25 protein-coding genes and 4 tRNA genes are annotated in these 26609 nt (G+C 36.9%); 8 read left to right on the top strand and 21 right to left on the bottom strand.

The window, feature by feature from the left end; genetic code table 11:
• Position 1: 1 nt before the first annotated feature.
• The 13 genes from H4J52_RS19005 to H4J52_RS18945 all read right to left on the bottom strand — a co-directional run bounded on the left by H4J52_RS19005 (position 2) and on the right by H4J52_RS18945 (position 12770).
• A complete protein-coding gene (locus H4J52_RS19005) occupies positions 2-847 on the bottom strand; it encodes a class I SAM-dependent methyltransferase (RefSeq protein WP_182180071.1) in 846 nt (281 codons plus the stop codon).
• A gap of 45 nt (positions 848-892) precedes the next feature.
• Positions 893-2371, bottom strand: a complete 1479-nt coding sequence (gene glpK, locus H4J52_RS19000) for a glycerol kinase GlpK (RefSeq protein WP_182225389.1) — start codon at positions 2369-2371, stop codon at positions 893-895.
• Positions 2372-2609: 238 nt separating this feature from the next.
• Positions 2610-3161 carry a methyltransferase domain-containing protein gene (locus H4J52_RS18995; protein WP_182180075.1) on the bottom strand — a complete coding sequence of 184 codons (552 nt, stop codon included), beginning with the start codon at positions 3159-3161 and terminating at the stop codon, positions 2610-2612.
• Positions 3162-3295: 134 nt separating this feature from the next.
• Positions 3296-5209 carry a SurA N-terminal domain-containing protein gene (locus H4J52_RS18990; protein ID WP_182180077.1) on the bottom strand — a complete coding sequence of 638 codons (1914 nt, stop codon included), beginning with the start codon at positions 5207-5209 and terminating at the stop codon, positions 3296-3298.
• Between the two features lie 193 nt (positions 5210-5402).
• A complete protein-coding gene (gene hupB / locus H4J52_RS18985; RefSeq protein WP_182180079.1) occupies positions 5403-5678 on the bottom strand; it encodes a nucleoid-associated protein HU-beta in 276 nt (91 codons plus the stop codon).
• A 284-nt stretch (positions 5679-5962) separates the two neighbouring features.
• A complete protein-coding gene (lon, locus tag H4J52_RS18980; RefSeq protein ID WP_182180081.1) occupies positions 5963-8311 on the bottom strand; it encodes an endopeptidase La in 2349 nt (782 codons plus the stop codon).
• A 158-nt stretch (positions 8312-8469) separates the two neighbouring features.
• Positions 8470-9747 (bottom strand): ATP-dependent protease ATP-binding subunit ClpX, encoded by a 1278-nt coding sequence (gene clpX / locus H4J52_RS18975; protein WP_182180083.1) that lies wholly within the window; start codon positions 9745-9747, stop codon positions 8470-8472.
• A gap of 81 nt (positions 9748-9828) precedes the next feature.
• The gene (gene clpP / locus H4J52_RS18970) at positions 9829-10437 is read right to left on the bottom strand and encodes an ATP-dependent Clp endopeptidase proteolytic subunit ClpP (protein WP_182180118.1); all 609 of its coding nucleotides are present in this window, start codon (positions 10435-10437) and stop codon (positions 9829-9831) included.
• Between the two features lie 229 nt (positions 10438-10666).
• On the bottom strand, positions 10667-11974 hold the full coding sequence (gene tig / locus H4J52_RS18965; protein ID WP_182180085.1) for a trigger factor: 1308 nt from the start codon (positions 11972-11974) through the stop codon (positions 10667-10669).
• 375 nt (positions 11975-12349) lie between these two features.
• A tRNA-Pro gene (locus H4J52_RS18960) sits at positions 12350-12426 on the bottom strand.
• A 50-nt stretch (positions 12427-12476) separates the two neighbouring features.
• Positions 12477-12552 (bottom strand) — tRNA-His (locus H4J52_RS18955).
• 17 nt (positions 12553-12569) lie between these two features.
• A tRNA-Arg gene (locus tag H4J52_RS18950) sits at positions 12570-12646 on the bottom strand.
• A gap of 47 nt (positions 12647-12693) precedes the next feature.
• A tRNA-Pro gene (locus H4J52_RS18945) sits at positions 12694-12770 on the bottom strand.
• Positions 12771-13123: 353 nt separating this feature from the next.
• Here H4J52_RS18945 and folD point away from each other — a divergent pair.
• Positions 13124-13975, top strand: coding sequence for a bifunctional methylenetetrahydrofolate dehydrogenase/methenyltetrahydrofolate cyclohydrolase FolD (folD, locus tag H4J52_RS18940; RefSeq protein WP_182180087.1), 852 nt, complete (start codon positions 13124-13126; stop codon positions 13973-13975).
• Between the two features lie 32 nt (positions 13976-14007).
• Positions 14008-14496, top strand: a complete 489-nt coding sequence (locus H4J52_RS18935; RefSeq protein WP_182180089.1) for a glutathione peroxidase — start codon at positions 14008-14010, stop codon at positions 14494-14496.
• Between the two features lie 43 nt (positions 14497-14539).
• Here H4J52_RS18935 and H4J52_RS18930 read toward each other — a convergent pair whose 3' ends face one another.
• The gene (locus H4J52_RS18930; RefSeq protein ID WP_182225388.1) at positions 14540-15070 is read right to left on the bottom strand and encodes a redoxin domain-containing protein; all 531 of its coding nucleotides are present in this window, start codon (positions 15068-15070) and stop codon (positions 14540-14542) included.
• A 67-nt stretch (positions 15071-15137) separates the two neighbouring features.
• The gene (locus tag H4J52_RS18925; RefSeq protein WP_182180093.1) at positions 15138-15962 is read right to left on the bottom strand and encodes an SDR family oxidoreductase; all 825 of its coding nucleotides are present in this window, start codon (positions 15960-15962) and stop codon (positions 15138-15140) included.
• A gap of 198 nt (positions 15963-16160) precedes the next feature.
• On the opposite strand from H4J52_RS18925, the gene H4J52_RS18920 reads away from it, so the two are divergent.
• On the top strand, positions 16161-16547 hold the full coding sequence (locus tag H4J52_RS18920; RefSeq protein WP_182180095.1) for a YkgJ family cysteine cluster protein: 387 nt from the start codon (positions 16161-16163) through the stop codon (positions 16545-16547).
• 221 nt (positions 16548-16768) lie between these two features.
• Positions 16769-17716, top strand: coding sequence for a hypothetical protein (locus H4J52_RS18915; RefSeq protein WP_182180097.1), 948 nt, complete (start codon positions 16769-16771; stop codon positions 17714-17716).
• 58 nt (positions 17717-17774) lie between these two features.
• Here the strand turns inward: H4J52_RS18915 and H4J52_RS18910 are convergent, their stop codons facing one another.
• The 4 genes from H4J52_RS18910 to H4J52_RS18895 form a co-directional block, all read right to left on the bottom strand.
• Complete coding sequence (locus H4J52_RS18910; RefSeq protein ID WP_182223854.1) at positions 17775-18323, bottom strand: hypothetical protein; 549 nt, start codon at positions 18321-18323, stop codon at positions 17775-17777.
• 184 nt (positions 18324-18507) lie between these two features.
• Positions 18508-19689 (bottom strand): DEAD/DEAH box helicase, encoded by a 1182-nt coding sequence (locus tag H4J52_RS18905; protein ID WP_182180100.1) that lies wholly within the window; start codon positions 19687-19689, stop codon positions 18508-18510.
• A 4-nt stretch (positions 19690-19693) separates the two neighbouring features.
• Entirely contained in the window at positions 19694-20152 is a 459-nt protein-coding gene (locus H4J52_RS18900) for a DUF1456 family protein (RefSeq protein ID WP_182180102.1), read from the bottom strand.
• Between the two features lie 195 nt (positions 20153-20347).
• Positions 20348-21952: an ABC-F family ATPase gene (locus H4J52_RS18895; protein ID WP_182225387.1), complete on the bottom strand. Its 1605-nt coding sequence runs from the start codon at positions 21950-21952 to the stop codon at positions 20348-20350.
• Positions 21953-22260: 308 nt separating this feature from the next.
• Here H4J52_RS18895 and H4J52_RS18890 point away from each other — a divergent pair, with 308 nt between their 5' ends.
• The 4 genes from H4J52_RS18890 to H4J52_RS18875 all read left to right on the top strand — a co-directional run bounded on the left by H4J52_RS18890 (position 22261) and on the right by H4J52_RS18875 (position 24472).
• Positions 22261-23205: a response regulator gene (locus H4J52_RS18890; protein WP_182180106.1), complete on the top strand. Its 945-nt coding sequence runs from the start codon at positions 22261-22263 to the stop codon at positions 23203-23205.
• Between the two features lie 103 nt (positions 23206-23308).
• Positions 23309-23620, top strand: coding sequence for a GIY-YIG nuclease family protein (locus tag H4J52_RS18885; protein ID WP_182180108.1), 312 nt, complete (start codon positions 23309-23311; stop codon positions 23618-23620).
• A 129-nt stretch (positions 23621-23749) separates the two neighbouring features.
• Entirely contained in the window at positions 23750-23971 is a 222-nt protein-coding gene (locus H4J52_RS18880; RefSeq protein ID WP_182180110.1) for a hypothetical protein, read from the top strand.
• Positions 23972-24073: 102 nt separating this feature from the next.
• Positions 24074-24472: a PEP-CTERM sorting domain-containing protein gene (locus H4J52_RS18875; RefSeq protein ID WP_182223855.1), complete on the top strand. Its 399-nt coding sequence runs from the start codon at positions 24074-24076 to the stop codon at positions 24470-24472.
• A gap of 83 nt (positions 24473-24555) precedes the next feature.
• Here the strand turns inward: H4J52_RS18875 and H4J52_RS18870 are convergent, their stop codons facing one another.
• On the bottom strand, positions 24556-25710 hold the full coding sequence (locus H4J52_RS18870) for a helix-turn-helix domain-containing protein (RefSeq protein ID WP_182188789.1): 1155 nt from the start codon (positions 25708-25710) through the stop codon (positions 24556-24558).
• A 108-nt stretch (positions 25711-25818) separates the two neighbouring features.
• Positions 25819-26340, bottom strand: coding sequence for an NUDIX hydrolase (locus H4J52_RS18865; RefSeq protein ID WP_182225386.1), 522 nt, complete (start codon positions 26338-26340; stop codon positions 25819-25821).
• Positions 26341-26609: the final 269 nt, after the last annotated feature.

The raw sequence follows: 26609 nt of genomic DNA, 5'->3' as shown, positions 1-26609 counted from the left end.
CCTAGGTAATGTGTTTATTTGCGCTTTCTTGTTGCAAAAAATCTGACCATTGTTCTTCATAGGCAAACATTTGCTGATGTTTCTTAGTCGCTAAATGCATCAATTTGTCTCGTTCTGTTGCAAAGGCTCCTGTTCGGCAAGCTTGACAAGTTTTGTGCTCAGGCACTCTGCTTTGTCGATTATAAGTAATATAGTCATCACTCTTATTATCAAAAATCGTTTTACAGTTTTCTAAAGACTCAAGGCTGTATATATACGTTGTGCCTTGGGTTGATTTTACATGTTTATCTCTGTTTACATTTCTGACTTTATAATCTGGAAACTTACTAATATCAAAATAAAATCGACCTATATAATTAATATCAGTGTTGCGTATCAACGATTTTTCAATATTCCATTGCAAATAAGGTTTTACATTTTTTGAAGTGATAAACGCGAGTTTTACACCATTATCATCGAGAAAATATTGAAAGCAGTTCAACAGATATTTTCGAAGTAAAGCGCGATTTAAGGTGTTAACACTGTAGGTTTGGCAGTAAGTTTTAAAAGCTTGCTCAGAAGAAAAAGCAGGTAATAATGGAAATTGAAATATGACTAAATCAAATGATTTTTTAACTAACTTACCCCAAGTTTTTTTATCAGTTACGTCGAAATCAGTGATTACTTGGCAATTGTCTTGCTGTAATTGCTGATAATAATCATCACCGTACTTTTCTTGTAAACAAGCCATGCTGTCATAAATAGTTGCTGTGAGTTGTTGCGGTTGATGATTTTTTAGTAAGGATGCTGAAAAAGATAAGTCGCCATCTCCAACCGTTAAAACACGCCATTTAGGATCAATATACATAATAAGATTTATAGAGTTACAAAGTGAGTATTGTACATTAATATGCTAGTTTTGTACTTTGCTAACCGCTCGTTGCCATTGCGCGTAAAGCCTATTTCTTTGTTCATCACTAATTTCGGGGCTAAAACTTTTTTCACAACGCCACAACATTGATAATTCATCCATAGAAGAGAAGGTTCCTGCTTGTAATCCCGCTAAGTATGCAACCCCTAAAGCTGTTGTTTCAACAATTTCAGGCCGCTTAACTGTTATTGATAACATGTCACTGACAAAATTAAGCAGCCAGCTATTTTCAGTCATCCCACCATCAACTTTTAACAAGGAGAGCCGTAAACCATCTTTTTCCATGGCGATTTGTAAGTCTTTGCTTTGAAAGGCGACTGACTGTAAGGCTGCACTAATTATTTCATTTCGGCCTGAGTCTCGGCTCAAGCCTGAAATAGTCGCACGAGCATTAGGGTCCCAGTATGGTGCACCTAAGCCTGTAAATGCGGGCACAATAAACACACCATGCTCAACAGTAGTTTTTTTAGCAATATCTTCACTGTCGCAGGCCTTATCGATAATCTGTAGTTCGTCTCTTAACCATTGAATCGTTGCTCCCGCCATAAAAATACTGCCTTCAATCGCATAACTCACTTTTCCATTTAAACGATAAGCAATAGTAGTCAGTAATCGGTTAGTTGACTTTAAAGCCTTACTGCCGGTATTTAGCATTAAAAATGCCCCTGTTCCATAAGTACACTTAGCCATACCTTCTTCAAAACAAGCTTGACCAAATAAAGCGGCCTGTTGATCTCCTGCCATCGCTAAAATAGGTATTTCTCCATTAAATAGGGATGATTGCGTAACGCCAAATTCATCAGCACAGTCCATCACCTCAGGTAACATATTTTTTGGAATTGAAAACAAGTTTAATAACTCGTCATCCCAGCATTGCTGATGGATATTAAATAATAACGTTCTTGAGGCATTGGTTGCATCGGTTTTATGTGACTTCTGCCCTGTTAAGTGCCACAGTAAAAATGTGTCAACCGTACCAAAAAGTAAGTGCCCCGCTTCAGCTTTTGCTCTTGCACCTTGAACATGGGTTAATATCCAATTAATTTTACTGGCAGAGAAATAAGCATCTAAAATTAAACCGGTTTTATCAATAACTTTTTTTCTAATTTGTACGCAATCAATTGAATCACAAAAATCGCTGGTTCTTCTGTCTTGCCATACTATGGCATTATAAATAACGTTACCGGTATACTTATCCCAAACGAGTGTCGTTTCACGCTGGTTGGTAATGCCAATACCGATGATATCACTAGCACTCAACTGGTTTTCAGCAAGCAGTTTTTGGCAGGTACGTAATACCGTTTGTAAAATATCGTTAGGTTGATGCTCTACCCAGCCATCTTGAGGAAAGTATTGCGGAAACTCTTCTTGGGCACTTGCGTAGCGTTCCCCTTGGGTGGTGAACAAAATAGCCCGTGAACTTGTTGTACCTTGGTCTATTGATAAAAGATACTTTGGCATAGATGAAGCAATCTCCAGTGACTGAATAAAGTTAACTAGATTATGCCACAACTTGATTACAGAGCAATTATAAAGGTTTTCTCGCCACCACTTGTGCTATCGCTTGGTTATAATTACCCGTATCTGAAACTGTTGCCCCTTAAACATATTGATAAAAGATACTTTGCGATAAAACAAAGCAGTCTCCACTGACTGAATAAAGTTAACTAGATTATGCCACAACTTGATTACAGAGCAATTATAAAGGTTTTCTCGCCACCACTTGTGCTATCGCTTGGTTATAATTACCCGTATCTGAAACTGTTGCCCCTTCAAAATAGTGAATAATTTTCCAATCGGAAAAATGCTCAGCTAACTCCCCTACTTTTAATAAAAAATTAGGATTTTTGGGGCGACCCAGTTCAGCCTGACCTAAGGTGAAGGTTTCATAAATAACGAGACCATTAGGGATTACTGCCGCTTTAATCTGCTCTATAAGTGGTCGGTGTAAGTAACGAAAAACCATTACCGCACGATAGCTTTTCTCTGCTAGTGGCTGAGAAAACGCTTGCTCAAAGTCAACGCGCCAAAAAGTGGCTAAAGTCGATTGATATTTATCTGCATCACGACTTATTGTTTGCTTAACATATCCTAATGACTCCTCGTTAATATCTGCAAAAGTCACTATTAAATTTTTTTCCAGACAAAACAAACCATTCCTGCCATTACCACACGCAAGATCTAAGATAGGTAATGGGCTTATCTGATCTTTGAGTTCGGGTAAATATTGGTTTAATAATAATGAGTGCATCAGTAGCTCTATTAGATGATAAACAATAAAAAAGGCTACAAATTAATTTGTAGCCTTTTATTTATTCAATACTAGATGTTTTATAAGTATTGTTAATGCTTCTTAATCGCCAAATGGCTTAGTTGTTTAACAACTTAAAACTGAGATGCTGGGGCTGTTATTACTTTACGGGTAATTTCAGCATCAACTTTTAGTGCTTCAACAAAGCTTTGGTAAGCTGATTGTGCAAGTTGCTGAGTTTGTTGCTGAGCCATTCTCGGATCAACCGCTTTTTCAACATCACTGGTTATAACTGCTTGAACTTCCAGTAAGGCTAAATCACCATTGTTTAATGTAACCGTTGTTGCTGAGATCATACCTTCACTTGGATGAGGTAATTTAAAAGCTTCTCGACTTAAGTTAGGTGCAATATCACCACCTGAGCGAGCAACATCAGTTTTTTCAACAAATACGGCGTTAACCGCTGCGAGTTGTTCTACAATATTATTACCGGCTTTAAATGAAACAAGTAAAGAATCTGCTGTTGTTAACGCTTTCTCAGTCGCTTTCTCAGCAATCAAAGTTTCACGAATTTGTGCAGTAACTTCACTAAGTGGTTTAACTTCTGCTGGTTGATACTCTTCTAAACGAATAACAATCGCTAAGGTATCACTCACTTCAATAATATCTGAATTCAAGTTCTCTTGAAGTACTAAGTCAGAGAAAGCAGCCTCTATCACTTTAGAATTATTAAACGGTGCCACGTTACCAAACTTACTTAACCAATCGGTCGAAATCACTTTTACATCAATAGCGTTAGCTGCATCGTATAAGCTATCAGGGTATTCAAAACTTAAACGTGCCATCTCTTGTTGTAATTCAAAAAACTTATCTTGTGCTTTTGATTCACTTACTTTTAGCTGAAGCTCTTCTTTTACATCAACAAAAGCTTGAACTTTCTCAGCTTTTAAATCAGTTAGTTTGATTATATGAAAACCAAATTCACTTTCAACAATGCCACTAACACTATTAATATCAGTTAAAGCAAAGGCACCTTCGTCGAACCCATCGCCCATAGCGCCGCGTTCGATCCAATCTAAATCACCACCGTTTTCACCGCTGAAAGTATCATCTGAACTTTCTTTAGCTAAAGTAGCAAAATCTTCACCGGCATTAATACGCGCTAACAAAGCTTCGGCCGTTACTTTAGCCACAACTTCGTCGTCACCAAATTCAACAAGAATATGGGCAACACGGCGCTGTTCGTCTTCACGGTAGCTAGCAATATTTTCTTGATAATACGTTTTAACGTCATCATCATTTACTTCAATTGTTTTTGCTATGTCATTAACATCAAGCGCAATGTAATTGAGCTTAACTTTTTCTTGGTTTTCAAAACGGGCTTGATTCGCTAAATAATATTGATTGATTTCGTCATCACTTAATTCAATACCTGTTTTAAATTGTTCAGCATTGATGGTTGCGAAGCGAACGTTGCGCTTTTGATTTTGTAAGGCATTCATCAGGTTTTCTTGGTACGGCAAGTTAAACTCACTTGCGACTAATCCTTGTGTTAATTGACGTCGAGTCATTTCAACACGTAAGTAGTCACGAAAGTCTGATGATTGATAAAAACCCGCTTGGTTTATCATCGCTAAATAACGGTTGTTGTCAAAAACACCCTCAATTTGAAATTCAGTCATTGTGCGAATTGTTGTCTTGATACGCTCGTCAGATACGCGAATAGACATATTAACCGTACTTTGATCAATCAATTTTTCATTGATTAAATTATCTAAAATACCGTTGCGGAAATTCGCCATGTAATTTTCATCGGCTGACAAAGTATCAAACATATCGCCAAATTGCTGTGCCATACGATTACGTTGTGCCTGATAGGATTTATTAAAGTCATCTTGCGATATTTTTTCACCGTTAACATCAGCAACCGATGTGTCTACTGAGTTGGTATAAGTACCAATTCCGGCTAAAGCAAAAGTTAAAATAACTAAACCTAGGATTGATTTTGCGATCCATCCTTGTGAACCTTCTCGAATATTTTCTAACATCTTTTTCTCTATTTATTACGACAGATATTTCTTGTTCAGGATTCTATCAGAAGCATCACTGAGCTTGAAGTAGCAGACGAAGATTTAATTATGTTTAGTGATATAAATGAAGCTGTTTATTGAAAATCTAAAATAAAAAAAGCCTTCGTTTAAAAAGGCTTTTCTAAATTATCTACAAAATTTAAGTAGATAATTATGGATTAACTGAATCTTTTAATGCTTTACCAGCTTTAAACGCTGGAATTTTAGCTGCAGCAATTTGAATAGTTGCACCCGTTTGTGGGTTGCGGCCAGTGCGAGCTGCACGGTCACGTACTGAGAAAGTACCAAAACCAACTAGAGCTACTTGCTCACCATCTTTTAATTCGTCTGTAACAGCTTCAATAAATGAATCTAACGCACGACCAGCAGCAGCTTTAGAGATGTCTGCACCAGCAGCGATTTTTTCTATTAGTTGAGATTTGTTCACAAGTATTCCCCTTCAATTGTTATTATTCAATGCCATCATTTGTTTTAGCGTCCTGCGGAAGCATTTTGTATTTAGCTTCTTTTGAACATCAAGCACTGTGTTTAAGAAAATAAAATTATTATTTATTTTTATCTTAGCTAAACCCCATATATACATAGGGGTATAGCGTTATCAGCGACATTAACTTACCATAGTTTCAGCGTTTGAAAAGCAAAAATCACTGTTTTTTGTTATTTAATTGCAATTTATTCTTTAATTTACTAAAAAAACAGCAATTTTCTAGGTTAGTCACCTAATTTGAATTTTTCTACCTGATGCTCTAAGGCAATATCGAGCACCTCTTCTATCCATTTTACCGGATGGATAACCAAATCACCTTTGACATTGTCAGGAATTTCTTCCAAATCACGTTCATTATCTTTTGGAATAATGACTGTTTTAATACCACCACGATGAGCTGCCAATAACTTTTCTTTTAAACCCCCAATAGGAAGTACTTCACCACGAAGGGTAATTTCACCCGTCATAGCAACATCAGCTCTGACAGGATTACCTGTTAGGCTAGAAACTAATGCCGTGCACATACCAACACCCGCACTGGGTCCATCTTTTGGTGTAGCACCTTCAGGAACATGTACGTGAATATCACGTTTTTCATGAAAGTCGGCGTTAATGCGAAATTTATCCGCTCGACTTCGCACAACAGTCATCGCCGCTTGTATAGACTCCTGCATAACGTCACCTAACGAGCCCGTGTAAGTCAATTTGCCTTTGCCAGGTACAGAAGCTGTTTCTATGGTCAATAACTCACCACCTACTGATGTCCACGCTAGACCAGTCACTTGACCAATTCTATTTTCACTATCAGCTTTACCATAATCAAAACGTTGTACACCCAAGAATTCAGATAAGTTATCTTGATTGATGGTAACTTTCTTAATGGCTTTATCTAATAAAATAGCCTTCACTGCTTTACGGCATAGTTTTGATATTTCACGTTCTAAGCCACGTACACCGGCTTCTCGGGTGTAGTAGCGAATAATACCCATAATGGCACTGTCTTCAATTGAAATTTCTTTCTCTTTTAAACCATTACGACCAATTTGCTTATCAAGTAAGTGATTTTTAGCAATATTAAGCTTTTCATCTTCGGTATAACCCGATAAACGAATAACTTCCATACGATCAAGTAAAGGCCCTGGAATATCCATACTATTCGATGTTGCTACAAACATCACATCCGATAAGTCGTAATCTACTTCAAGGTAATGGTCGTTAAACGTCGTATTTTGTTCTGGGTCAAGCACCTCTAATAACGCAGAAGCGGGATCGCCTCGCATATCAGACGCCATTTTATCTATTTCATCTAATAAAAATAGTGGGTTCTTCACCCCTACTTTGGCAATTTTTTGAATTAACTTACCGGGTAAAGAACCAATATACGTGCGTCGGTGGCCACGTATTTCAGCTTCATCACGAACACCACCTAATGCCATACGCACATATTTACGTCCAGTAGATTTAGCAATCGATTGTCCTAAAGACGTCTTACCTACTCCTGGAGGGCCAACTAAACAAAGAATAGGTCCTTTTAATTGGCTAACGCGTTGTTGTACTGCTAGGTATTCTAAAATGCGTTCTTTGACTTTATCTAAACCGTAATGATCTTTGTCCAAAATGTCTTGTGCTAGTTTCAAGTTACGCTTTAGTTTGCTGCGCTTCTTCCAAGGGACACTAATCATCCAGTCGATATAAGAACGAACAACGGTTGCTTCTGCTGACATCGGCGACATCATTTTTAACTTACGTACTTCAGCTAAAGTCTTTTCTTTTGCTTCTTCAGGCATTTGAGCGTCTTCAATTTGCTTTTCAAGCTGCTCAACTTCATTTGTTCCTTCTTCGTCATCACCTAATTCTTTCTGAATAGCCTTCATTTGCTCATTCAAATAGTATTCGCGCTGACTTTTCTCCATTTGCTTTTTAACACGGGTGCGAATTTTCTTTTCAACTTGTAGTAAGTCAATCTCGCCTTCCATCAGTGCCATTAAGTATTCTAAACGTTGAGCAACATTCTCAATTTCTAGCACTTTTTGTTTTTCAGCTAACTTTAATGGCATATGTGCAGCCATGGTGTCAGCTAATTGTTCAGCATCGTCAATACCTGAAACTGACGTTAATACTTCAGGTGGTATTTTTTTATTGAGTTTTACGTAACCTTCAAACTGAGAAATAGCGGAGCGAACCAATACTTCACAATCGTCTTCGTTAACAGTTTCTACGTCGAGAAACTCAATATTGGCAGTGAAGTATTCTTGTGTTTCAACAAAGTCAGTGATGCGAGCTCTACGTGCCCCTTCAACTAATACTTTTACTGTGCCGTCAGGTAGCTTTAACATTTGCAAAATAGTAGCGATAGTGCCCGCTCTATAAACATCATCTGCGGTTGGGTCGTCAACTGCCGCGTCTTTTTGGGCAACAAGAAAAACCTGCTTGTCATTTTCCATCGCGATATCTAAACAGCGAATAGATTTTTCGCGACCTACAAATAATGGGATCACCATTTGGGGATAAACAACAACGTCGCGCAAGGCTAAAACAGGAATTTCATTGATACCAGATAACTCTTCGGTCATAGGTTACTCTCTCGAAAATCAGTAGGGAAAAAATTGTAGTTAAAAAGTATATGGGGATTTTAGTAAAGCTTTCAACGGATAGACAAAAAAAAAGAGCTAAATGACCAATGTCACATAACTCTTTTTATCGAAACACCTAAAAAATTAGCAATGAACGGCTATTCGCTCGCTATTTTTTCCTGCGGGGTATCATAAATAATAATAGGTTTTGACTCGCCTCTTATTACCGTTTCATCAACAACAACTTTTACAGCGTCGTCCATTGATGGTAATTCATACATCGTATCAAGTAAGACACTTTCAACGATTGAACGTAAACCACGTGCACCTGTTTTACGAACCATTGCTTTGTGAGCAATAGCAATAAGGGCATCTTCTCTAAATTCGAGTTCAACATTTTCCATGTCAAATAAAGCGCCAAACTGCTTAGTTAACGCATTTTTAGGCTCTTGCAATATCTGAATTAATGCATCTTCATCAAGTTCTGTTAACGTAGCAACAACAGGTAAGCGACCAATAAATTCTGGAATTAGACCATATTTGATAAGATCTTCAGGCTCGACATCTTGTAAATGTTGCGTAAGTGTTTTTTTGCTGTCTTTGCCACGAACTTCTGCGCCAAAACCAATACCAGCACCTGTATGAGAGCGTTGCTCAACGACTTTATCTAAACCGGCAAAAGCACCGCCACAGATAAATAAGATTTTTGAGGTATCAACCTGCAAAAACTCTTGCTGAGGATGTTTACGCCCACCTTGTGGTGGCACTGAAGCAATGGTACCTTCAATCAATTTCAACAATGCTTGTTGAACACCTTCGCCTGAAACATCGCGAGTGATTGATGGATTATCAGATTTACGCGAAATTTTATCAATTTCATCAATGTAAACAATACCACGCTGTGCTTTTTCTACGTCGTAGTCACATTTTTGTAAAAGCTTTTGAATGATGTTTTCAACATCTTCACCAACATAACCTGCTTCAGTTAATGTTGTTGCGTCTGCCATTGTAAATGGCACATCGAGTAAACGTGCTAAGGTTTCAGCAAGTAATGTTTTACCACTCCCTGTTGGACCAATCAGTAAAATGTTACTTTTACTTAGTTCAATACCATTATGAGAATCACCATTGCGTAAACGTTTATAATGGTTATAAACCGCTACTGATAATACTTTCTTTGCGTGATCTTGACCAATAACGTAGTCGTCTAAACTTTCACGAATTTCTATAGGCGTTGGTAAGCTTTCTTTTTCTTCTTTCGGGGAAATTTCTTTTATTTCTTCACGAATAATATCGTTGCACAGTTCAACACACTCGTCACAAACAAACACTGATGGACCAGCAATAAGTTTACGAACCTCGTGTTGGCTCTTGCCACAAAACGAACAATACAAAAGCTTGCCGTTATCACCGTCACCATTTTTAATATCGGTCATACGGAACCTCTAATTCTTTTAATTGCTAATACAGATACTGTTAAGTATTTCATAATTTATCTAGATCACAAAGCTGTGAAATTATTTATCTAATCTTTCTGATAATATGGAGTCAACTATTCCATATTCAACCGCACTTTCTGCACTTAAGAAATTATCACGGTCTGTGTCATGAGCAACTTTTTCTAACGACTGGCCAGTATGCTCTGCCATTAGGGTGTTTAATTTATTTTTAATGTAAAGAATTTCTTTTGCATGAATTTCGAAATCAGAGGCTTGACCTTGGAAACCACCCAATGGCTGATGAATCATCACACGAGCATTAGGTAGGCAATAACGTTTACCTTTTTCGCCACCTGATAATAAAAATGCCCCCATACTTGCCGCTTGACCAATACACACAGTACTGATGTTAGGTTTGATAAACTTCATTGTATCGTAAATAGCCATACCTGCAGTTACTGAGCCGCCGGGAGAGTTAATATATAAATATATATCTTTGTCTGGACTTTCAGACTCAAGAAACAATAATTGAGCAACAATTAAATTTGCCATGTGATCTTCAACTTGACCACATAAGAAAATAACACGCTCTTTTAAAAGTCTTGAATAAATATCGAACGAGCGCTCACCCTTAGGTGTTTGCTCAATAACCATTGGCACTAAAGCACTATCGATAGTGCTGGTGATTTTCTGAGAATTATTGTGAGAAGTAAACAACTAAAATTTCCTTTCTATATAAAAAATGGCTCGTATGTCCCCATACCAGCCATTTAAGCGATTGCTTGACATAATGTCAATCGAAAAGGTCACCCAATTTAAATTTGTTTCAATAAAATGCTACAAATTTAGTCAATCGGTACATACCAAGCCTATTAAGTTTCTTTGCTCTGTGACAAAAACCTTAGGAGCCTCAGTATTATTTACCTTCTGGGTTCATAATATCTTTGAAGCTAGCTTTTTTATTGTTAACTTTTGCACTTTCAAGTAACAACTCAACAGCTTGCTCTTCTAATGCAACATTTTGCATTTGTTGATTAAGCTCTTTGTTTGTTGCGTAGTACTCAATAACTTCTTTTGGATCTTCGTAAGCTGATGCTGCAGATGCAATTAATTCGTTAACTTTGTTCTCGTCAACTTTCAATTGATTAATCTTGATCACTTCACCGAGTAATAAGCCAACTTTAACACGACGTTTAGCTTGCTCTTCGAACATGTCAGCTGGAAGCTCTGGCATGTTGTTAGGGTCCATTTGACCCGCAAAACGTTGCATAGCTTGCTTACGTAAAACATCAATTTCTTGAGCAATTAATGCTTTAGGAATTTCTACTTCGTTAGCTTCTAATAAGCCTTCAATAACTTGCTCTTTAACCTTGGCTTTTACGGCTTGAGTTAACTCACGCGTCATATTAGTGCTGACTTCCGTACGTAGTGCTTCAACACCACCGGCTTCAACACCAAACAATTTAGCAAAATCTTCATCAACTGTCGGTAAGACTGGACCTTCAGTGCTATGAAGAACGATATCAAACTCTGCTTCTTTACCCTTAAGGTTTTCAGCATGGTAATCATCAGGGAAAGTGACTTTAATTGTTTTTTCATCGCCAGCTTTCATGCCAGTAATTTCTTTTTCAAAACCTGGGATCATGCGACCAGCGCCTAATTCAAGTTCGAAACCTTTAGCTTCACCACCTTCAAAAATGTCACCGTCAACACGACCAGTAAAGTCTAAAACAAGTTTATCGCCCGTCTTAGTTTTACGCTTATTTTCTTTCCACGTTTTGTGTTGATTTTGTAATGTAATGAACATTTCATCTAAATCAGCATCAGTAACTTCAACATCAGGACGCTCAACGTTAATGGAGTCTAAGCCCGTTAAAGTAACTTCTGGATAAATTTCAAAAGTCGCTTCAAATTCTAACGCTTTGCCATCTTCATTGCTTTTAGCAACAAAACTTGGACGGCCGGCAGGATTCATTTTTTCTGCAACGATTGCATCAACAAAGTTACGTTGCATTAATTCACCAGCAACTTCTTGACGAACTGATTGACCGTAACGCTTTTGGATAACAGTCGCAGGTACTTTACCTGGACGGAAACCATTAATTCGTTGGGTTTTTGATATATGACGAAGACGGTTTTTTACTTCTACATCTACTGATTCTGCAGGAACAGAAATAGTTAACTTACGTTCCAAACCTTGTGTAGTCTCTACTGAAACTTGCATTTTAATACCTCAAAACTTAGCGTTTTAGTAACGCTTTCAATAACACAACTACTTCACAGCTTAATATAGCCAAAGAGTGTGACGTTTGTAGCCCTATAACCAACGCTACAGAAGCCCGAAAAATCCAAGCAAACAACCTAGATTTTAAAATAATGACGCGAAATTATAGCGATGCTTGATATAAGAGTCGACCCCTTAATCGCGTTATTTTTGACTTATTTTTAAAATCAGTGAAAAAAACAGAAAAAAATAGACTGTAATGACTTTATTTAAGATCAATAATTATGGTTATACGAAAAATTCAAAAAGATATTTATTTATAATGAAGTATTTAGAAGAAGAATTATTGAAGTTAATATTTTATAAAATAAGAAGTGGTCGGTGATGCAAGATTCGAACTTGCGACCCCTTGGACCCAAACCAAGTGCGCTACCAAGCTGCGCTAATCACCGACATTTATTCTATTTCATTACAATATCTAACATCATTTCTTTAGAAGAAATGGGGTGGCTAAAGGGACTTGAACCCTCGACAACCGGAATCACAATCCGGGGCTCTACCAACTGAGCTATAGCCACCATTGTAAAATATTGTTTGGTACGCCCTGCAGGATTCGAACCTGCGACCCACGCCTTAGAAGGGCGTTGCTCTATCCAGCTGAGCTAAGGGCGCACATTACCTACAGGCCAAATTTTTAGTTATTAACATAATTAAAAAAGTGGTCGGTGATGCAAGATTCGAACTTGCGACCCCTTGGACCCAAACCAAGTGCGCTACCAAGCTGCGCTAATCACCGATATGTACTACGTTAAGAAGAACTAAAAATACGTCCCTTTCAACGGATGCGGATATTACCTAGTTGCCTGAGCCCCGTCAAACCTTTTTTATAAAAAAATAACCGTTTGCTTACTTTTAAAGCAAGACGCTTGATAATCGCCATTTATTGGCTAAATATATAGCAGTCCCGCTATGATGGATAAATTAAGCTTCTCATATAGGGTTAATAGTACTTTTCCTTATTTAATTTCCTGATTTAACCGTAAATCATTTAATAATGTACATTTATAAGAACAGTAACTATAACAGTCCTTCTTTTTATGCGAAAATAAACTTGTTTTTCATCATTTAACTAATTGAATCGAAACTATCATGACAGCAACTCTTATAGACGGTAAATACATTGCTCAGCAGCTTAGGCTCTCAGTGAAAGAAAAAGTAGCACTACGCATTAAAAATGGCTTACGACCTCCCGGATTAGCAGTCATATTAGTTGGCTCTGATCCCGCCTCTCAAGTTTATGTAGGGAGCAAGCGTAAAGCATGTGAAGAAGTCGGTTTCCTTTCTCGCTCTTATGATCTTGAACCCACAACGACTCAAGCCGAATTATTTACCTTAATTGATGAATTAAATAATGACAAAAACATTGATGGTATTCTAGTTCAGCTTCCTTTACCCAAAGGTCTAGATGCTAATTTGATTATCGAACATATTAACCCTTTAAAAGATGTAGACGGCTTCCATCCGTTCAACGTCGGTAAACTAGCGCTACGTCAGCCAGGATTACGCCCCTGCACGCCTAAAGGTATCATTAAACTGATAGAAACTACCGGAATAGACCCTCACGGTCTAGAAGCGGTAATAGTGGGTGCATCAAACATTGTGGGTCGCCCGATGACACTCGAGTTATTACTCGCTGGTTGTACCGTAACCACCACGCATAGATTTACCAAAAATCTTGAAGACAAAATACGTAACGCTGATTTATTAGTGGTTGCTGTAGGAAAACCTGAGTTCATACCTGGTGAATGGATTAAAACAGGCGCTATTGTCATTGATGTGGGGATTAACCGCTTAGAAAACGGTAAACTCGTTGGTGATGTAGGTTTTGATATAGCTAAAACGAAAGCAGCTCATATTACGCCCGTACCTGGCGGTGTAGGTCCAATGACAGTAGCAAGTTTAATCGAGAACACTTTGATAGCTTGTGAAGAATTTCACTAAATTTTAAGCCGCTTAATATAAAGGAATAATCAATGTCTGATGCTATTTATCAATTTAATGCACTAAACAATAAAAAAGAAATCGTTGAGTTAAAAGACTTCCAAAATAAAGTCATGCTTATTGTTAATACGGCAAGTGCCTGCGGATTTACGCCACAATATGAAGGTTTACAATCACTTTACAGTGAGTATCAAACTCAAGGCTTAGAAGTATTGGCATTCCCTTGTAATCAGTTTAAGCAACAAGAAAAAGGCAGTAACGAGGAGATTAAACAGTTTTGTGATTTAACCTTTAATATCAAATTTCCGTTATTTGACAAAATAGATGTAAATGGCGATAGCACTCACCCGCTTTTCACTTTTTTAAAAGCTCAAGCACCCGGAATATTAGGGTCAAAAAGTATTAAATGGAATTTCACTAAGTTTTTAGTCAATAGACAAGGGCAAGTTATTAAGCGTTATGCACCTACAACTAAACCTGAAAGCATTAAAGCTGATATAGAAAAGTTACTCGCTAAATAATTTATATTGAGTAGCCAGAGTACATCTGGCTACTCTCTTTCTACTACTGAGCTTTGGCTATTTTTAGCATCTCAAGGTTACTGGCAATATCTTCAGCAGCCGTTTTGGGCGAAATGTCTTCATCTATTTTTAATATCTGACCGTCTTTAGAAATATAAAAAGTCACACGACTGGCCACTCGCATAATATTCAAGACATCAAACGCTTTAGCAGCTTCTTTGGAAGGATCACTTAACATCGGAAAATCTGCACCTGTTTTCTTTGCAAAATCTCTATTGTCATCTAATGGATCTACACTGGCCATAAAATAGCTAGCGTTGTATTCTCTAATTAAATGCCCCTTTTCTACTAATGACTTACATTCAATCGTACAACCTCGAGTATTAGCCATTGGGTACCAAGCTAAAACAACCGCTTGCTTACCTTTATAGTCACTCAGTTGATAATAATCACCATTAGTCGCCTGTAATTTAAAGTTAGGTGCTTGTTCCCCTACTTTTAAATCAGAAGCGAGCAAACTAAAGCTCGTAAATATGGCTAATAATGTAGAAACGACTTTTGACGTATTTTTCATTAGGGTTACCTTTTAAAGATGAGTGTATTTAAGTTTTGTTGTATTTAGTTTACCTTATTTTGGCTGCTTAACCTTTCGATAAAAGATTATCTAACCAACGCGCCGGTAATATACGTTTGAACACAGCAAATAGTTTAGTGGGTACTGTAATTCTATAACGTATTTTTGGTCGTTTACGTTCTAAAGCATGGATCAATACTGCTGTGACATCAGCAGGCTCTAAGGTAAATTTTGCATTTGAGGTTTTACTGGCCAGCCTTGCTACTTGCTGTTGATACTGAACTTGATGAGCACTGTTTTTATCAGCGATGTGTTCTTGAAAAGCCTTTAATGCATTCGCTCGAAATTGTGTATTAATCGGTCCTGGCTGTAATAACACCACCGAAATATTAGCTGATTTCAATTCTAATCTTAACGTGTCAGTTAAGCCTTCAATCGCATATTTTGACGCATTATAAGCCCCTCGATATGCCATAGAAACAAAACCTAACACAGAACTACATTGAATAATTCGACCATGACCTTGTTTACGCATAACAGGAATAACCTGCTTAGTAAGTTCATGCCAACCAAAAACATTAGTGTCGAATTGAATTTTAAGGGCTTGTGTTGATAAGTCTTCTAATGCGCCTGGTTGTCCATAAGCGCCATTATTAAAGAGAAAGTCTAATGTTCCTCCAGTCTCTTTAAGTACCAAAGAAAGCGCGGTTTTAATACTGTCACTTTTAGTTAAGTCAAGCTGGCAGGCGGTTAAGCCTTTTTCTTGCAACATTAATACATCTGCTTCTTTTCGCGCTGTAGCAAAAACTTGATAACCTCTCATTGATAGTGTCAAGGCAGCATCTAAGCCGATACCACTTGAGCATCCCGTTATTAAAATAGATTTTTTCACGTTGTAATTGTTACCTTTTAATCATTTATTGGGCTTATTGTCACTTTAAACTGGTCAGAGATCAAATCAGCACACGCCCCCCTAACTTAAAGGATGAAAACAACCTTTTGACGAATAATAAATGAAGTCCTACCCTCCATTATTACTGGAAATACTATGATACAATTTTATTAAAACAAAAAGTGGGAAGTACATCCTTTGAAAGATTGTAATCAATGTGGGAAATGTTGTATCAAATACGGCGATGGCGGCATTGAAGCTTCTGCTGAAGACATTGAAATGTGGGAGATATTCAGGCCACATATTCATCAATATGTGATTAAAGACAAAATTTGGTTTAGCCCTAAGACAGGCGAACAATTAACGCAATGTCCCTTCTTAGAAAAAATGCCAAACCAACTTGAATCTGAGCAAATAAAATATACTTGCAGTATTTATCTAGACCGCCCAGAAGATTGTCGTCAATATCCCAGTAATATTACTGAAATGGTAAGAGATGAATGTGAAATGATCGAAGTGATAGATTTGACTCACCCCAGAAAAGCACAATTAATCCTCGACGATTTGATGAGTGACAGTCGCTAGTTAATAACTTTTATTAAATAATAGCGACCTAAACTATAATTTTATTAGCTTGAATAATTAATCAATTCAACTCACTTATAACGTAAGACCAATGTGATTTATTTTCTTTGGTAATGTCTTGTTACACTATTTCTCAAAGGAATAAGTACAATCCAAGGTCATTTTGGAGATGTTGAACCTACAATAAAGGATGCTTATGAAAATCTATTTAGTCTGTGATTATGTTTTATAAATACGCACTAAACTATCCAGTGCTGAGTATTACGTTATTATTGATACTTTTTACTCGCCCTGCCTCTGCAAAAAGTAATGAGGATAATACTTATTTTAACCAAAATATAGATGTGCGCTTTCAATCAAATATTTCTTCAGATAAAAAAGAAATCTTACGCCAATGGATTAATCATAGTAGTGATGCGTTAACCTTAGTTTATGGTGAACTACCTGTTGACCATTTCATCACCAAAATAAAGTTCAGTAAACGAGACTCTGGTGTAGTTCCTTGGGGAGAAGTTAGCCGAAATACTATTCCTGAGGTGACACTTGTTGTGAATCCCAAAAGCACCCTCAATGAATTAAAAGCTGATTGGACGATATATCATGAATTTAGCCACTTACTTATCCCTTATGATGCCGCTGATTCCCGTTGGTTTTCTGAAGGTCTCGCCAGTTATTATCAAAATATAATTCAAGCGCGTGCGGGTATGTTTAATGAAAGTAAAATGTGGCAAAAGCTCTATGAAGGATTTGAACGTGGCAGAAAAGACACGAAGTATAATCATCAAAAGTTAAATTACTTGAGTGATAATATTAATCAGAATCATAGTTATATGCGCGTTTATTGGAGTGGTGCCTTATATTGGCTTAAAGCTGACATTGCCCTAAGAAAGCTCAAGTCTGGTTATTCACTTGATAAGGCATTACATGAATTACACAAATGTTGCTTTGATCGCTACTTATCGGCAGGAGAAATTACCAAGCAACTCGACAAATTAACGAACAATAATATCTTCACTTCATTATTTACCGAATTTTCAAAAAGTTACATATTACCTAAATATATGGATGATTTAAATATGTTAGGAATAGAGCAACAAGCAGGACGAGTAATATTAGGAAATAAAGCTGAAAACAGCCATATAAGGCGTGCTATTTTTACAGGAAAGTAAGAATAAAATAGCACATCAACGTTATGCTCAAACGATTAGAAGAGCATTCATTACCATTTTATTCTTCTATAGCCTCTTCTATAGCAAGTTTACGTTGATAAACGGTATAACGCATGGCATATTTTTCAGAAAAACGATAACTTATATAAGCAATAAAAATCCAGACTATGAAGTTTTCAGTATCGAATTTGTCGGACCAATACGTAAACCAAATGATTGCTTGTACCATGTTAGTTATTGAATCAATAATCATAACAATCAAAGTGTCAAAACTGAATAATGCAACAATATCTTGCCAACCCGTAATGCTAAACAAAAAATTAACCACTTGAGTTAATTCAATAATAAGAAAAGTTAATAACGCAATTAGCCCATAGAAACCACCGCCAAAGGTGACCCATTTAGAGTGTAAGAATAATAATTCTTTTTTGTGTTTTCTTGAAAGAGAAGAACCTGTGTTGTTATTTTTTTTAAAGGCATCCTTAAGTTCAAAATCAGTTGATAAATATCCTTTTTGATAAGAAAAGTAGATCATCAAAAAACTAAATACACCAACAGGTATACCGACAAATAAAATCGCTTGTAAAACATCTAAGAGGGTATGCACAATCGGATTAATTTTTCAGAAGAATGTATTAAAGTAAATATAGCCGATTGCTGAAGCTAAATATAGCCAGTTAAGTATATATACCCGTTCCACTTCAAGATGCAGATTACTGCATATTGAGGTGAAGCGGGTATATTGGCTGGTCTAATGAATACTTAACTGATGAGAGTGAAATATTTTAAATTTATCTCTTATTTTTAGGCACATAATTTAAAATAGAAACTGGCACAGCTTTTTTGACGGGGAAGCCTTCAAATTCTTTGCGTTTAATAACATGCCCTAAACGACTTTCTATCGCACACAAGTTTCTAAAGTTATCTTTTGCGACAAATGATACCGCTTCGCCAGAAGCACCTGCGCGACCTGTTCGACCTATTCGGTGAATATAGTCATCAACTTGATCGGGTAAGTCGTAATTAACCACACGTACAAGCTCACCGATATCAAGACCACGAGAAGCAATACCAGTAGCGACAAGAAATTTAATTTTTCCCGCTTTAAAGTCATTAAGTACTTGTTCTCGCATCGCTTGCGTTCTACCACCATGGATAGATTCAGCATGGATACCGCGTTTTTCTAATTGGCTGACTAATTTAGCCGCACCATGTTTTGTTTCAATAAAAATGAGCGCTTGTTGCCATTTTTCTTCATTAATTAAATGGCTCAGTAATGCAGATTTATTACCTTTATCAACGGTTATTAACCATTGGTCAATTTTAGGCTTTGACGCGCTATTATTGCCGATTGAGATTTCTGTCGCATTACTAAAGGTTCTCTTTGATAACAAGCGAACATCATCAGAAATAGTCGCTGAAAATAATAGATTTTGACGCTCAAGCGGTAAACGTTCAATAATTTTATTAATATCTTCAATAAAACCCATATCAAGCATTCTGTCGGCTTCATCTAAAACAAGGACTTCGAGTTCATCAAAATGCAAAGCACGTTGATGCGCCATATCAAGTAATCGACCTGGGGTTGCAACAACAATATCGACCCCCCAAATGAGCTTTTGCCTTTGCGGCTCAATATCAGTACCGCCATACATGGCCATTGAACTAAGGTTTAGATGTTTACCGTAATCACGAATACTTTGTTCTACTTGCACCGCGAGCTCACGCGTTGGCGTAAGAATAAGTGCTCGAATGCGTTTACCACGTAATTTTCGATCGGTATTAAGTTTTTCAAGAATGGGTAAAACAAAACTCGCCGTTTTACCGGTCCCCGTTTGCGCGGCAGCAACAAGATTTTTACCTGATAAAACAACGGGTATTGCTTTTTTCTGAATAGCCGTTGGCTCGCTATAATTCAATTCAGCAAGCGCTTTTAAAAGGGGGTCACTTAATCCCAATGTCGAAAATGGCATGATACTATCCTTGAAGTTTAATTTTCAAACCTTTGATAAAGGTCGACAAAACTTCATCACTACACTCTCTATAGTGCTTATTATTGATACTTCGAAAGAATGCACTTAATTCATATTTGGTTAGACTCAACTCAGCTAATTCAAGCGTATCAATTACGTCATCAGCTTGTAAAGAAAAGGCTATTTTCAATTTATTAAAAATGGCGTTATTCGTTAAATCATTTTCAGGCACTGCTTGTGGACCTTCTTTTGCCCCTCTTTTCTCGACAATTAAACCGTTAAGGAAACTAGCAAATTCCACATCAAGTAATTCAATGTAAGCAGCATCATCTTTTTCTTTAAAAAAACAAACCAATTTATCTGCAGTTATGTCACACGCATTTAATTTAAATACTGCGCGTGTTTTTTCGTCATCAAAACCAAGTAAAGTACTTAAGCGACGAAGAATGTCATTGTTTATCATGTATAAGCCTAGAAGTCGTAGTAGGAGTGAATATAACATAGCGTCATATTCAAAAAGATAGAGAGTATAGCGCACTCGTTTTGAATTCTGCCTAACTCATTTATTTATTTATATATCGTCATAAAGTGACTTAACCAAAGACTTAAAAGCGTCATTAAAGACGCTTTTAAACTTCAATTAAGCCAATAAAAAAGACTAAGCTCTTTTTTGTGCCTGCATTTGGCTATCTAGGTATTCGTCTAAAGAACCTTGGAAATCAACAAGCTTTTTATCTTTAATATCGATAATACGGGTTGCCAAGCTTGAAACGAACTCACGGTCATGGCTAACAAAGATTAACGTACCTTCAAAGTCTTTCAGTGCATTGTTCAATGCATCTATCGCTTCAATATCCATGTGGTTAGTCGGCTCATCCATGATTAATACATTGATATCAGCCATCATTAAGCGACCAAATAACAAGCGATTCTTTTCACCACCTGAACAGTTACGTGCTTTTTTGTTTGCATCGTCATCAGTAAATAACATACGTCCTAACATGCCACGAACACTTAAATCGTTATGACAAGGTCTGCGCCATTGCGACATCCATTCCATGAGGGTTAAGTCATTATCAAAAAATGAACCACTATCTTGTGGGCAATAACCCACAGAAGCATTTTCAGACCACTTAACAACACCTTCAGTTTGCGTTAACTCGCTCATTAAACAGCGTAGCAATGTTGTTTTACCAACACCGTTTTCACCGATAATGGCTAATTTAGCACCCGCTTCAAGTAATAAGTCACCTTTTTCAAATAATACTTCACCATCAAAACCATGACTTAGATTTTCAAGTTCTAATGCTTGACGGTGCATTTTCTTGCCTGGAGCAAAAGCAATTTTAGGTGTGATACGACTGGACGATTTAACATCATCAAGTTTAATTTTATCCATTTTTTTGGCACGAGAACTTGCTTGCTTCGCTTTTGAAGCATTTGCACCAAAACGGTTAACAAAGTCTTGTAGCTCAGCAATTTCAGCAACTTTTTTGTCATTACCCGCTAATAACTGTTCACGTAACAAGCCCGACTGCTCTAAGAAAAACTCGTAATTACCCGGATAAACACGTAATTCACCGTAATCAATGTCAGCCATATGCGTACAAACAGAATTAAGAAAATGTCTATCATGCGAAATAATGATCATGGTGCATTTACGCTTGTTTAATTCTGTTTCTAACCAACTGATAGTATGAATATCCAAGTTGTTGGTAGGCTCATCGAGTAATAAAATATCAGGGTTGGCAAACAAGGCTTGTGCAAGAAGTACACGAAGCTTCCAACCTGGCGCAACTTGTTGCATTGAACCGTAATGAAAAGATTCTTCAATGCCTGCTTCTAATAAAATTTCACCCGCGCGACTTTCAGCGGTGTAACCATCCATTTCAGCAAATTCGCTTTCTAAGTCACCAACACGCATGCCGTCAGCTTCACTCATTTCAGCTTGTGCGTAAATAGCATCTCTTTCTTGCTTTACTTTCCATAAAGGCATATCACCCATGATCACAGTATCAATAACATTGTGTTGTTCAAAGGCAAATTGATCTTGTCCCAAAGTACTGACTTTGTTGCCCGTACTGACCGATACATTGCCAGAGCTTGGCACTAAATCGCCACTCAGTATCTTCATAAATGTAGACTTGCCACAACCATTTGCGCCGATCAAACCGTAGCGGTGACCATTGCCAAATTTTGCCGAGATGTTTTCAAACAAAGGCTCTGCGCCAAATTGCATTGTAATGTTAGATGTAGTGATCAAAGATAAATTCCTAAATAGTGCTAACTAAAATGATTAACCAGCAACGGTAAAGATAGCAAAAATAGAAACATATTTAAGACCATCAAAATAAAGTGCCGCATTATACAGTAAAAACTCTATTTTCTCTACTTAATCCTCAATATTATTGGTTGTTTTTTCACCAGTAGCAGCACAGAAGTGATTGGTGCTTGATATTTTATTAAATAAAAATAATCAAAGCTTGTTAATCGCCTTGGGTATTTCCTTGCAAAACCCTATTTGCTCTAGTATTTTGTTCGCACAATAAAAATAATATATGCGGATATTTCATGTCTATTGATACAATTTACAAAGTCACCCTACACCCTTTCATTAATGAATCTATTGCTAGCTTAAAATCGATGACCAGTTTATCGGGTAATGCAGGCGACGCCTTTATGGATAAAGTTGAAGACTTTCGTTTTAAAGGTTATGCCGTTTGTTCTGATATTACCGGCTGTTTAGATGGGGTAATAATGATGCATCATTATCCAGAAACTGCAGTGGCTATTGGTAATTCTGTTTGTCAAAATATGTTTGATGAAGCCTATGATTACACAGAAATAAATGAAGAATTGAGTCATGCTTTAGCAGAATGGGGCAATACTATTGTAGGTCGTGCTACCGACTTACTGAGTCGAAATAACTTACAGTTTGATTTTTCTAGCCCCTATTTTATTCATGATTTTAAAGATATGGAAAAATACCTCGAAGGTGTTAAAGAAATAGTCACTGTGCCAATTACCGTTGAAGGCGTTGGTCGCTATTATTTTAATTTATTGGTACGTAATGTTAACTTCCAAACAAACAATGTTGAAAGAGAGCAAAGTGCGGGTATTGCTAATCCACACAACACACCTTTACCCCAAGACAGTAAAATATTACTTGTTGACGATAGCGCGATGATAAGAAAAGCATTAAAGCGCTTTTTAGCTGGTTTAGGCTATGAAAATGTCATTGAAGCTGATGATGGTAGTACTGCGGTAGAAGCTGTAAAAAACGAAGCCCCTGACTTTCTTTTCATGGACGTCGTTATGACGCAAATGAACGGCAACGAAGCATTAAAAGTTATCCGAGCAAGTGGTTCAAATGTGCCGGTTGTTATGTTGTCATCAGTCACTGATAAAGCACTTGTCGATGAATGCCAACAAAGTGGTGTGTCGGGGTTCATTTTCAAGCCGATTCAAGCCAATAATGGCGCAAAAATAATCAAAGATTATTTAAAAATAGCTTAAGCCAGCCAACAAGTCTTTTAAAAAAGCACTTACTTTATTAATAAGGTAAGTGCTTTAAAAATATTGAGCCTTATTAAGGTATTAACAAGGACGCTTATAAAAAATGAAGGATAATACTGTTTCAACTGGTTTCGTTTATATAATGACCCACTCTTTTTTTTCAGATGTCATAAGAATAGGTTGCACCTCTGAGGACCCTATGGAATATGCGCAAGCACTTTCAAAAAATTCACCCGGTGATTATTCTCTGGTCTATTCTTTAGCATGTAGTGAGCCGTGCGAAGTCAAAAAACAAATTCGCACGTATTTAAATGCAAAAAAATACGTAAATGAGTTTTATCAAGTACCTGCAGAAGTAGCAGTAAAGTTACTACAAAGGGAAACATTAAGAATCCCCCTTTTGAATAAAAATTAGACCCTCTTACCTAAAAATAGTTGCTCTTGATAGTAAGTACCTAAAATGGACAGTTTAGCCATATTTTCGATTGCTATCGTTACGTATGATTGCAAAAATCAAAAAAAATAAAATAAGTACTCACTCTCTATGCCTAAATTTATACAGAACATTTTATTGTCTGTTTCCTTAATCAGCTTAAGTGCCTTTACACATGCATCATTAATTACTAACGGAAGTTTTGAACAACTTACCTTTGCTAACACGACAACTTCAACGGGTTTAGTTTCTCATATTGACTTACAAGCATTTAAAAACAAAACAAGTGCTTGGGATGTTTTTTCAACGTTACCTGGCTGGAAAACGTCATAGGGTAATGGCATAGAATTACAACAAAATGTTGTTACAGGCTCTCAAAACGGCTTATACCATGTTGAATTAGATTCTCATCAACGTGGTTCATCTAACGCTGTAATGACACAAACACTAAATTCATTGACGATTGATGCAGACTATTTATTAGAGTTCTGTTACAAACCAAGAACCAATAATAGTAACGATAACGGAATTAATGTTTTTTGGTATGATGCAAACGTTGACTTTGATTTAGGAATGACAGCAGCTTTAATTGCTAACAGCACAAGAAACTTAACGCCAAACTGGGCTTTGCAGTCAGTTTCATTTACTGCTCAAGCACAATCAATGAATTTAAGTTTCGCATCATTTGGTACACAGAACACTTTAGGGGGGTTAGTCGATAATGTTTCTTTAGCCCAGGTAACCTCGGTTCCCGAGCCGTCAATGTTTATCTTGTTTTTAATCGCACTAACGTTGTTATTTGTTCGTCAGCGAAAACTCGCCAAACAAGCGTAATTCAAGCTTTATAACTTTCTCAGTTAATAACAAGTAGCCCCCTTTTCCTAATGGCTGAGAAAGTTACCTTTTCAAACGTTATACTACTCTTTAATTAATAATTTTTTAATTTCATCAAAGTCACAAAGATGAAGCAACTCAGCTTTTTGCTCTAATTGACTAAAATCGTCATACCCCGCCGCTGAAAAGTACAAACATGAAAGCATAAATAATACTAATTCATCTTGTACACTCCCTAGCACTTTTAACTGACTCACTTTTTCTAAATGATTAAGCTGTTTAACCAAACTCGCATCAATATGCCATAACGAAAGCATTAGAGATGATGACGAAAATATACTGATCCCCATCGATTTTCTCATGTGACGATTAAGCGAATCTAAATCGTCAACACCACGCAGCGAATAAAGCATTAACTCATGCTTATAGGTGCTTTTATGGCTGAGTAAAAACACCCCAAGCAATGCAAAAACAAGTACTTGTTCGGTTAGGGCAATATCAAATTTAATTTTTGAGGGTAATGACTTACGAACTTGCTGAAATATTTTAGGTGCCATTAAAAAGGCTTCCGTGTACTGCTCAACAATCCATTGTTCGACATGATCTTGCAGTGCATCTTTCATTGCATAAACAATGGCAAAATTAACCACACGACCTATCCCTAAATTCCGACTTATGGCTTCAAGAAGATTTTTTGGGGTTTTTCCATAAATCGCTTTACTGGCTTGGCCAAGAATACGAGCAGAAAAAATTGCGTCATGACCTATAATCTCAATAACTCGCTGCAAATTAAGACGGCCTTGCTCTTTCTCTTCAATTAATTGACGACAACTGCTGGGCATTGGTGGCATATTTTTAGCGATGCTTGTCAGTTTTTCATAATGGCTATCAGTACTACCAGCAGGGGAAAGTTCGCGAAACTGAGCAGGAGTAATACCGAATTTTTGACGAAAGGCCCTTTCAAAGGTCGCCCTTTCAGAATAACCAAGTTTAATCGCTAAGTCTTCAATATTACTTTGCTGAGTTAATAAAGCTTCCACACAAAGTTCATTCAAAAACTTACCTTGAATAAGTTTAAAACTCGTATCTTCTTTGGCAAGTTTGCGGCGAAAAGACGTCATGCTCATCGCTAAAGACGACGCACACAATTCTATCGATAAAGTTGCAGGCAGTTCACACTGACTAAGCAGTTCATTCACCGCCACCGTCAATAATAACGAAGGTTGAGTCTTAATCATTTGAAGTATATTTCCCTATAATTCGTTAGCTTCAGCAACAAAAAACATCAAAAGTATATCAACATTGCCCCGCTCAATATTACTTTTGTAAATGTTACTTATTAAATATTATGAAGCTAATAGTTCACTAACAATCAGTTTGAGTAAAAAGGTTTCACGCTCAATGGATAATCCCTTCTTTTGACTATTCGCCATCGTGTGTTCATTGTGACTAATCGCTTGATGAATATTCATCCATAGAGGATACATACCATTACTAATTTCATGTGATTCAAGCTCAGGTTTAAGTAGTTCATCGTCTATTGAGCAAATATAACAATAAGACTGCATATGCATAAATTCAAAATCGGCTTTATGCCAAGGTCGAAACTCTTCATATAAGCCAAACGCTTGAACATCTTTTACATCATGTGCACCCGTTTCTTCTTTTAACTCACGTACTAAGCCTGCCACATGACTTTCGCCGTCATCAATGCCGCCACCGGGAAGGCTATAATCGTGATAGCGTTTGGTATAAAGCAAAAGAATATTTTCGCCTTTTAACACAATAGCGCGCGTCGCTTTTCGCGTAAATTGGCGTGCTGACATGTCACTAATGTCAGGGTGAATCGTTGATTTTAATAAACGCATAGAGGGGATCTTTAGCAATATTGAGAAAATCATAGGCAAAAAAATGAACATTAGTTATTAAACCATATCATCTTCTAGCGGAATAATTTTTAACCAAAAGTATAACCGTATCTTACTACAGTGGTAGCACATAGTTCTAAAAAATTATCCCTGCCCTGTTATCATTTGTCAGCAAAGCCCATTACTTTACGAATAGTTTCGTAAAGCTTAAAACAATGCTATGTTGCTAAGAGGTTTATTATCGATAATAACGAAAAGGGATAATTTCT

Source organism: Colwellia sp. MB02u-14 (assembly GCF_014076915.1).
Lineage (GTDB): Bacteria > Pseudomonadota > Gammaproteobacteria > Enterobacterales > Alteromonadaceae > Colwellia_A.
Note: the sequence above shows the minus strand (reverse complement) of the source record. Positions and strands in the feature narration are given on the sequence as shown.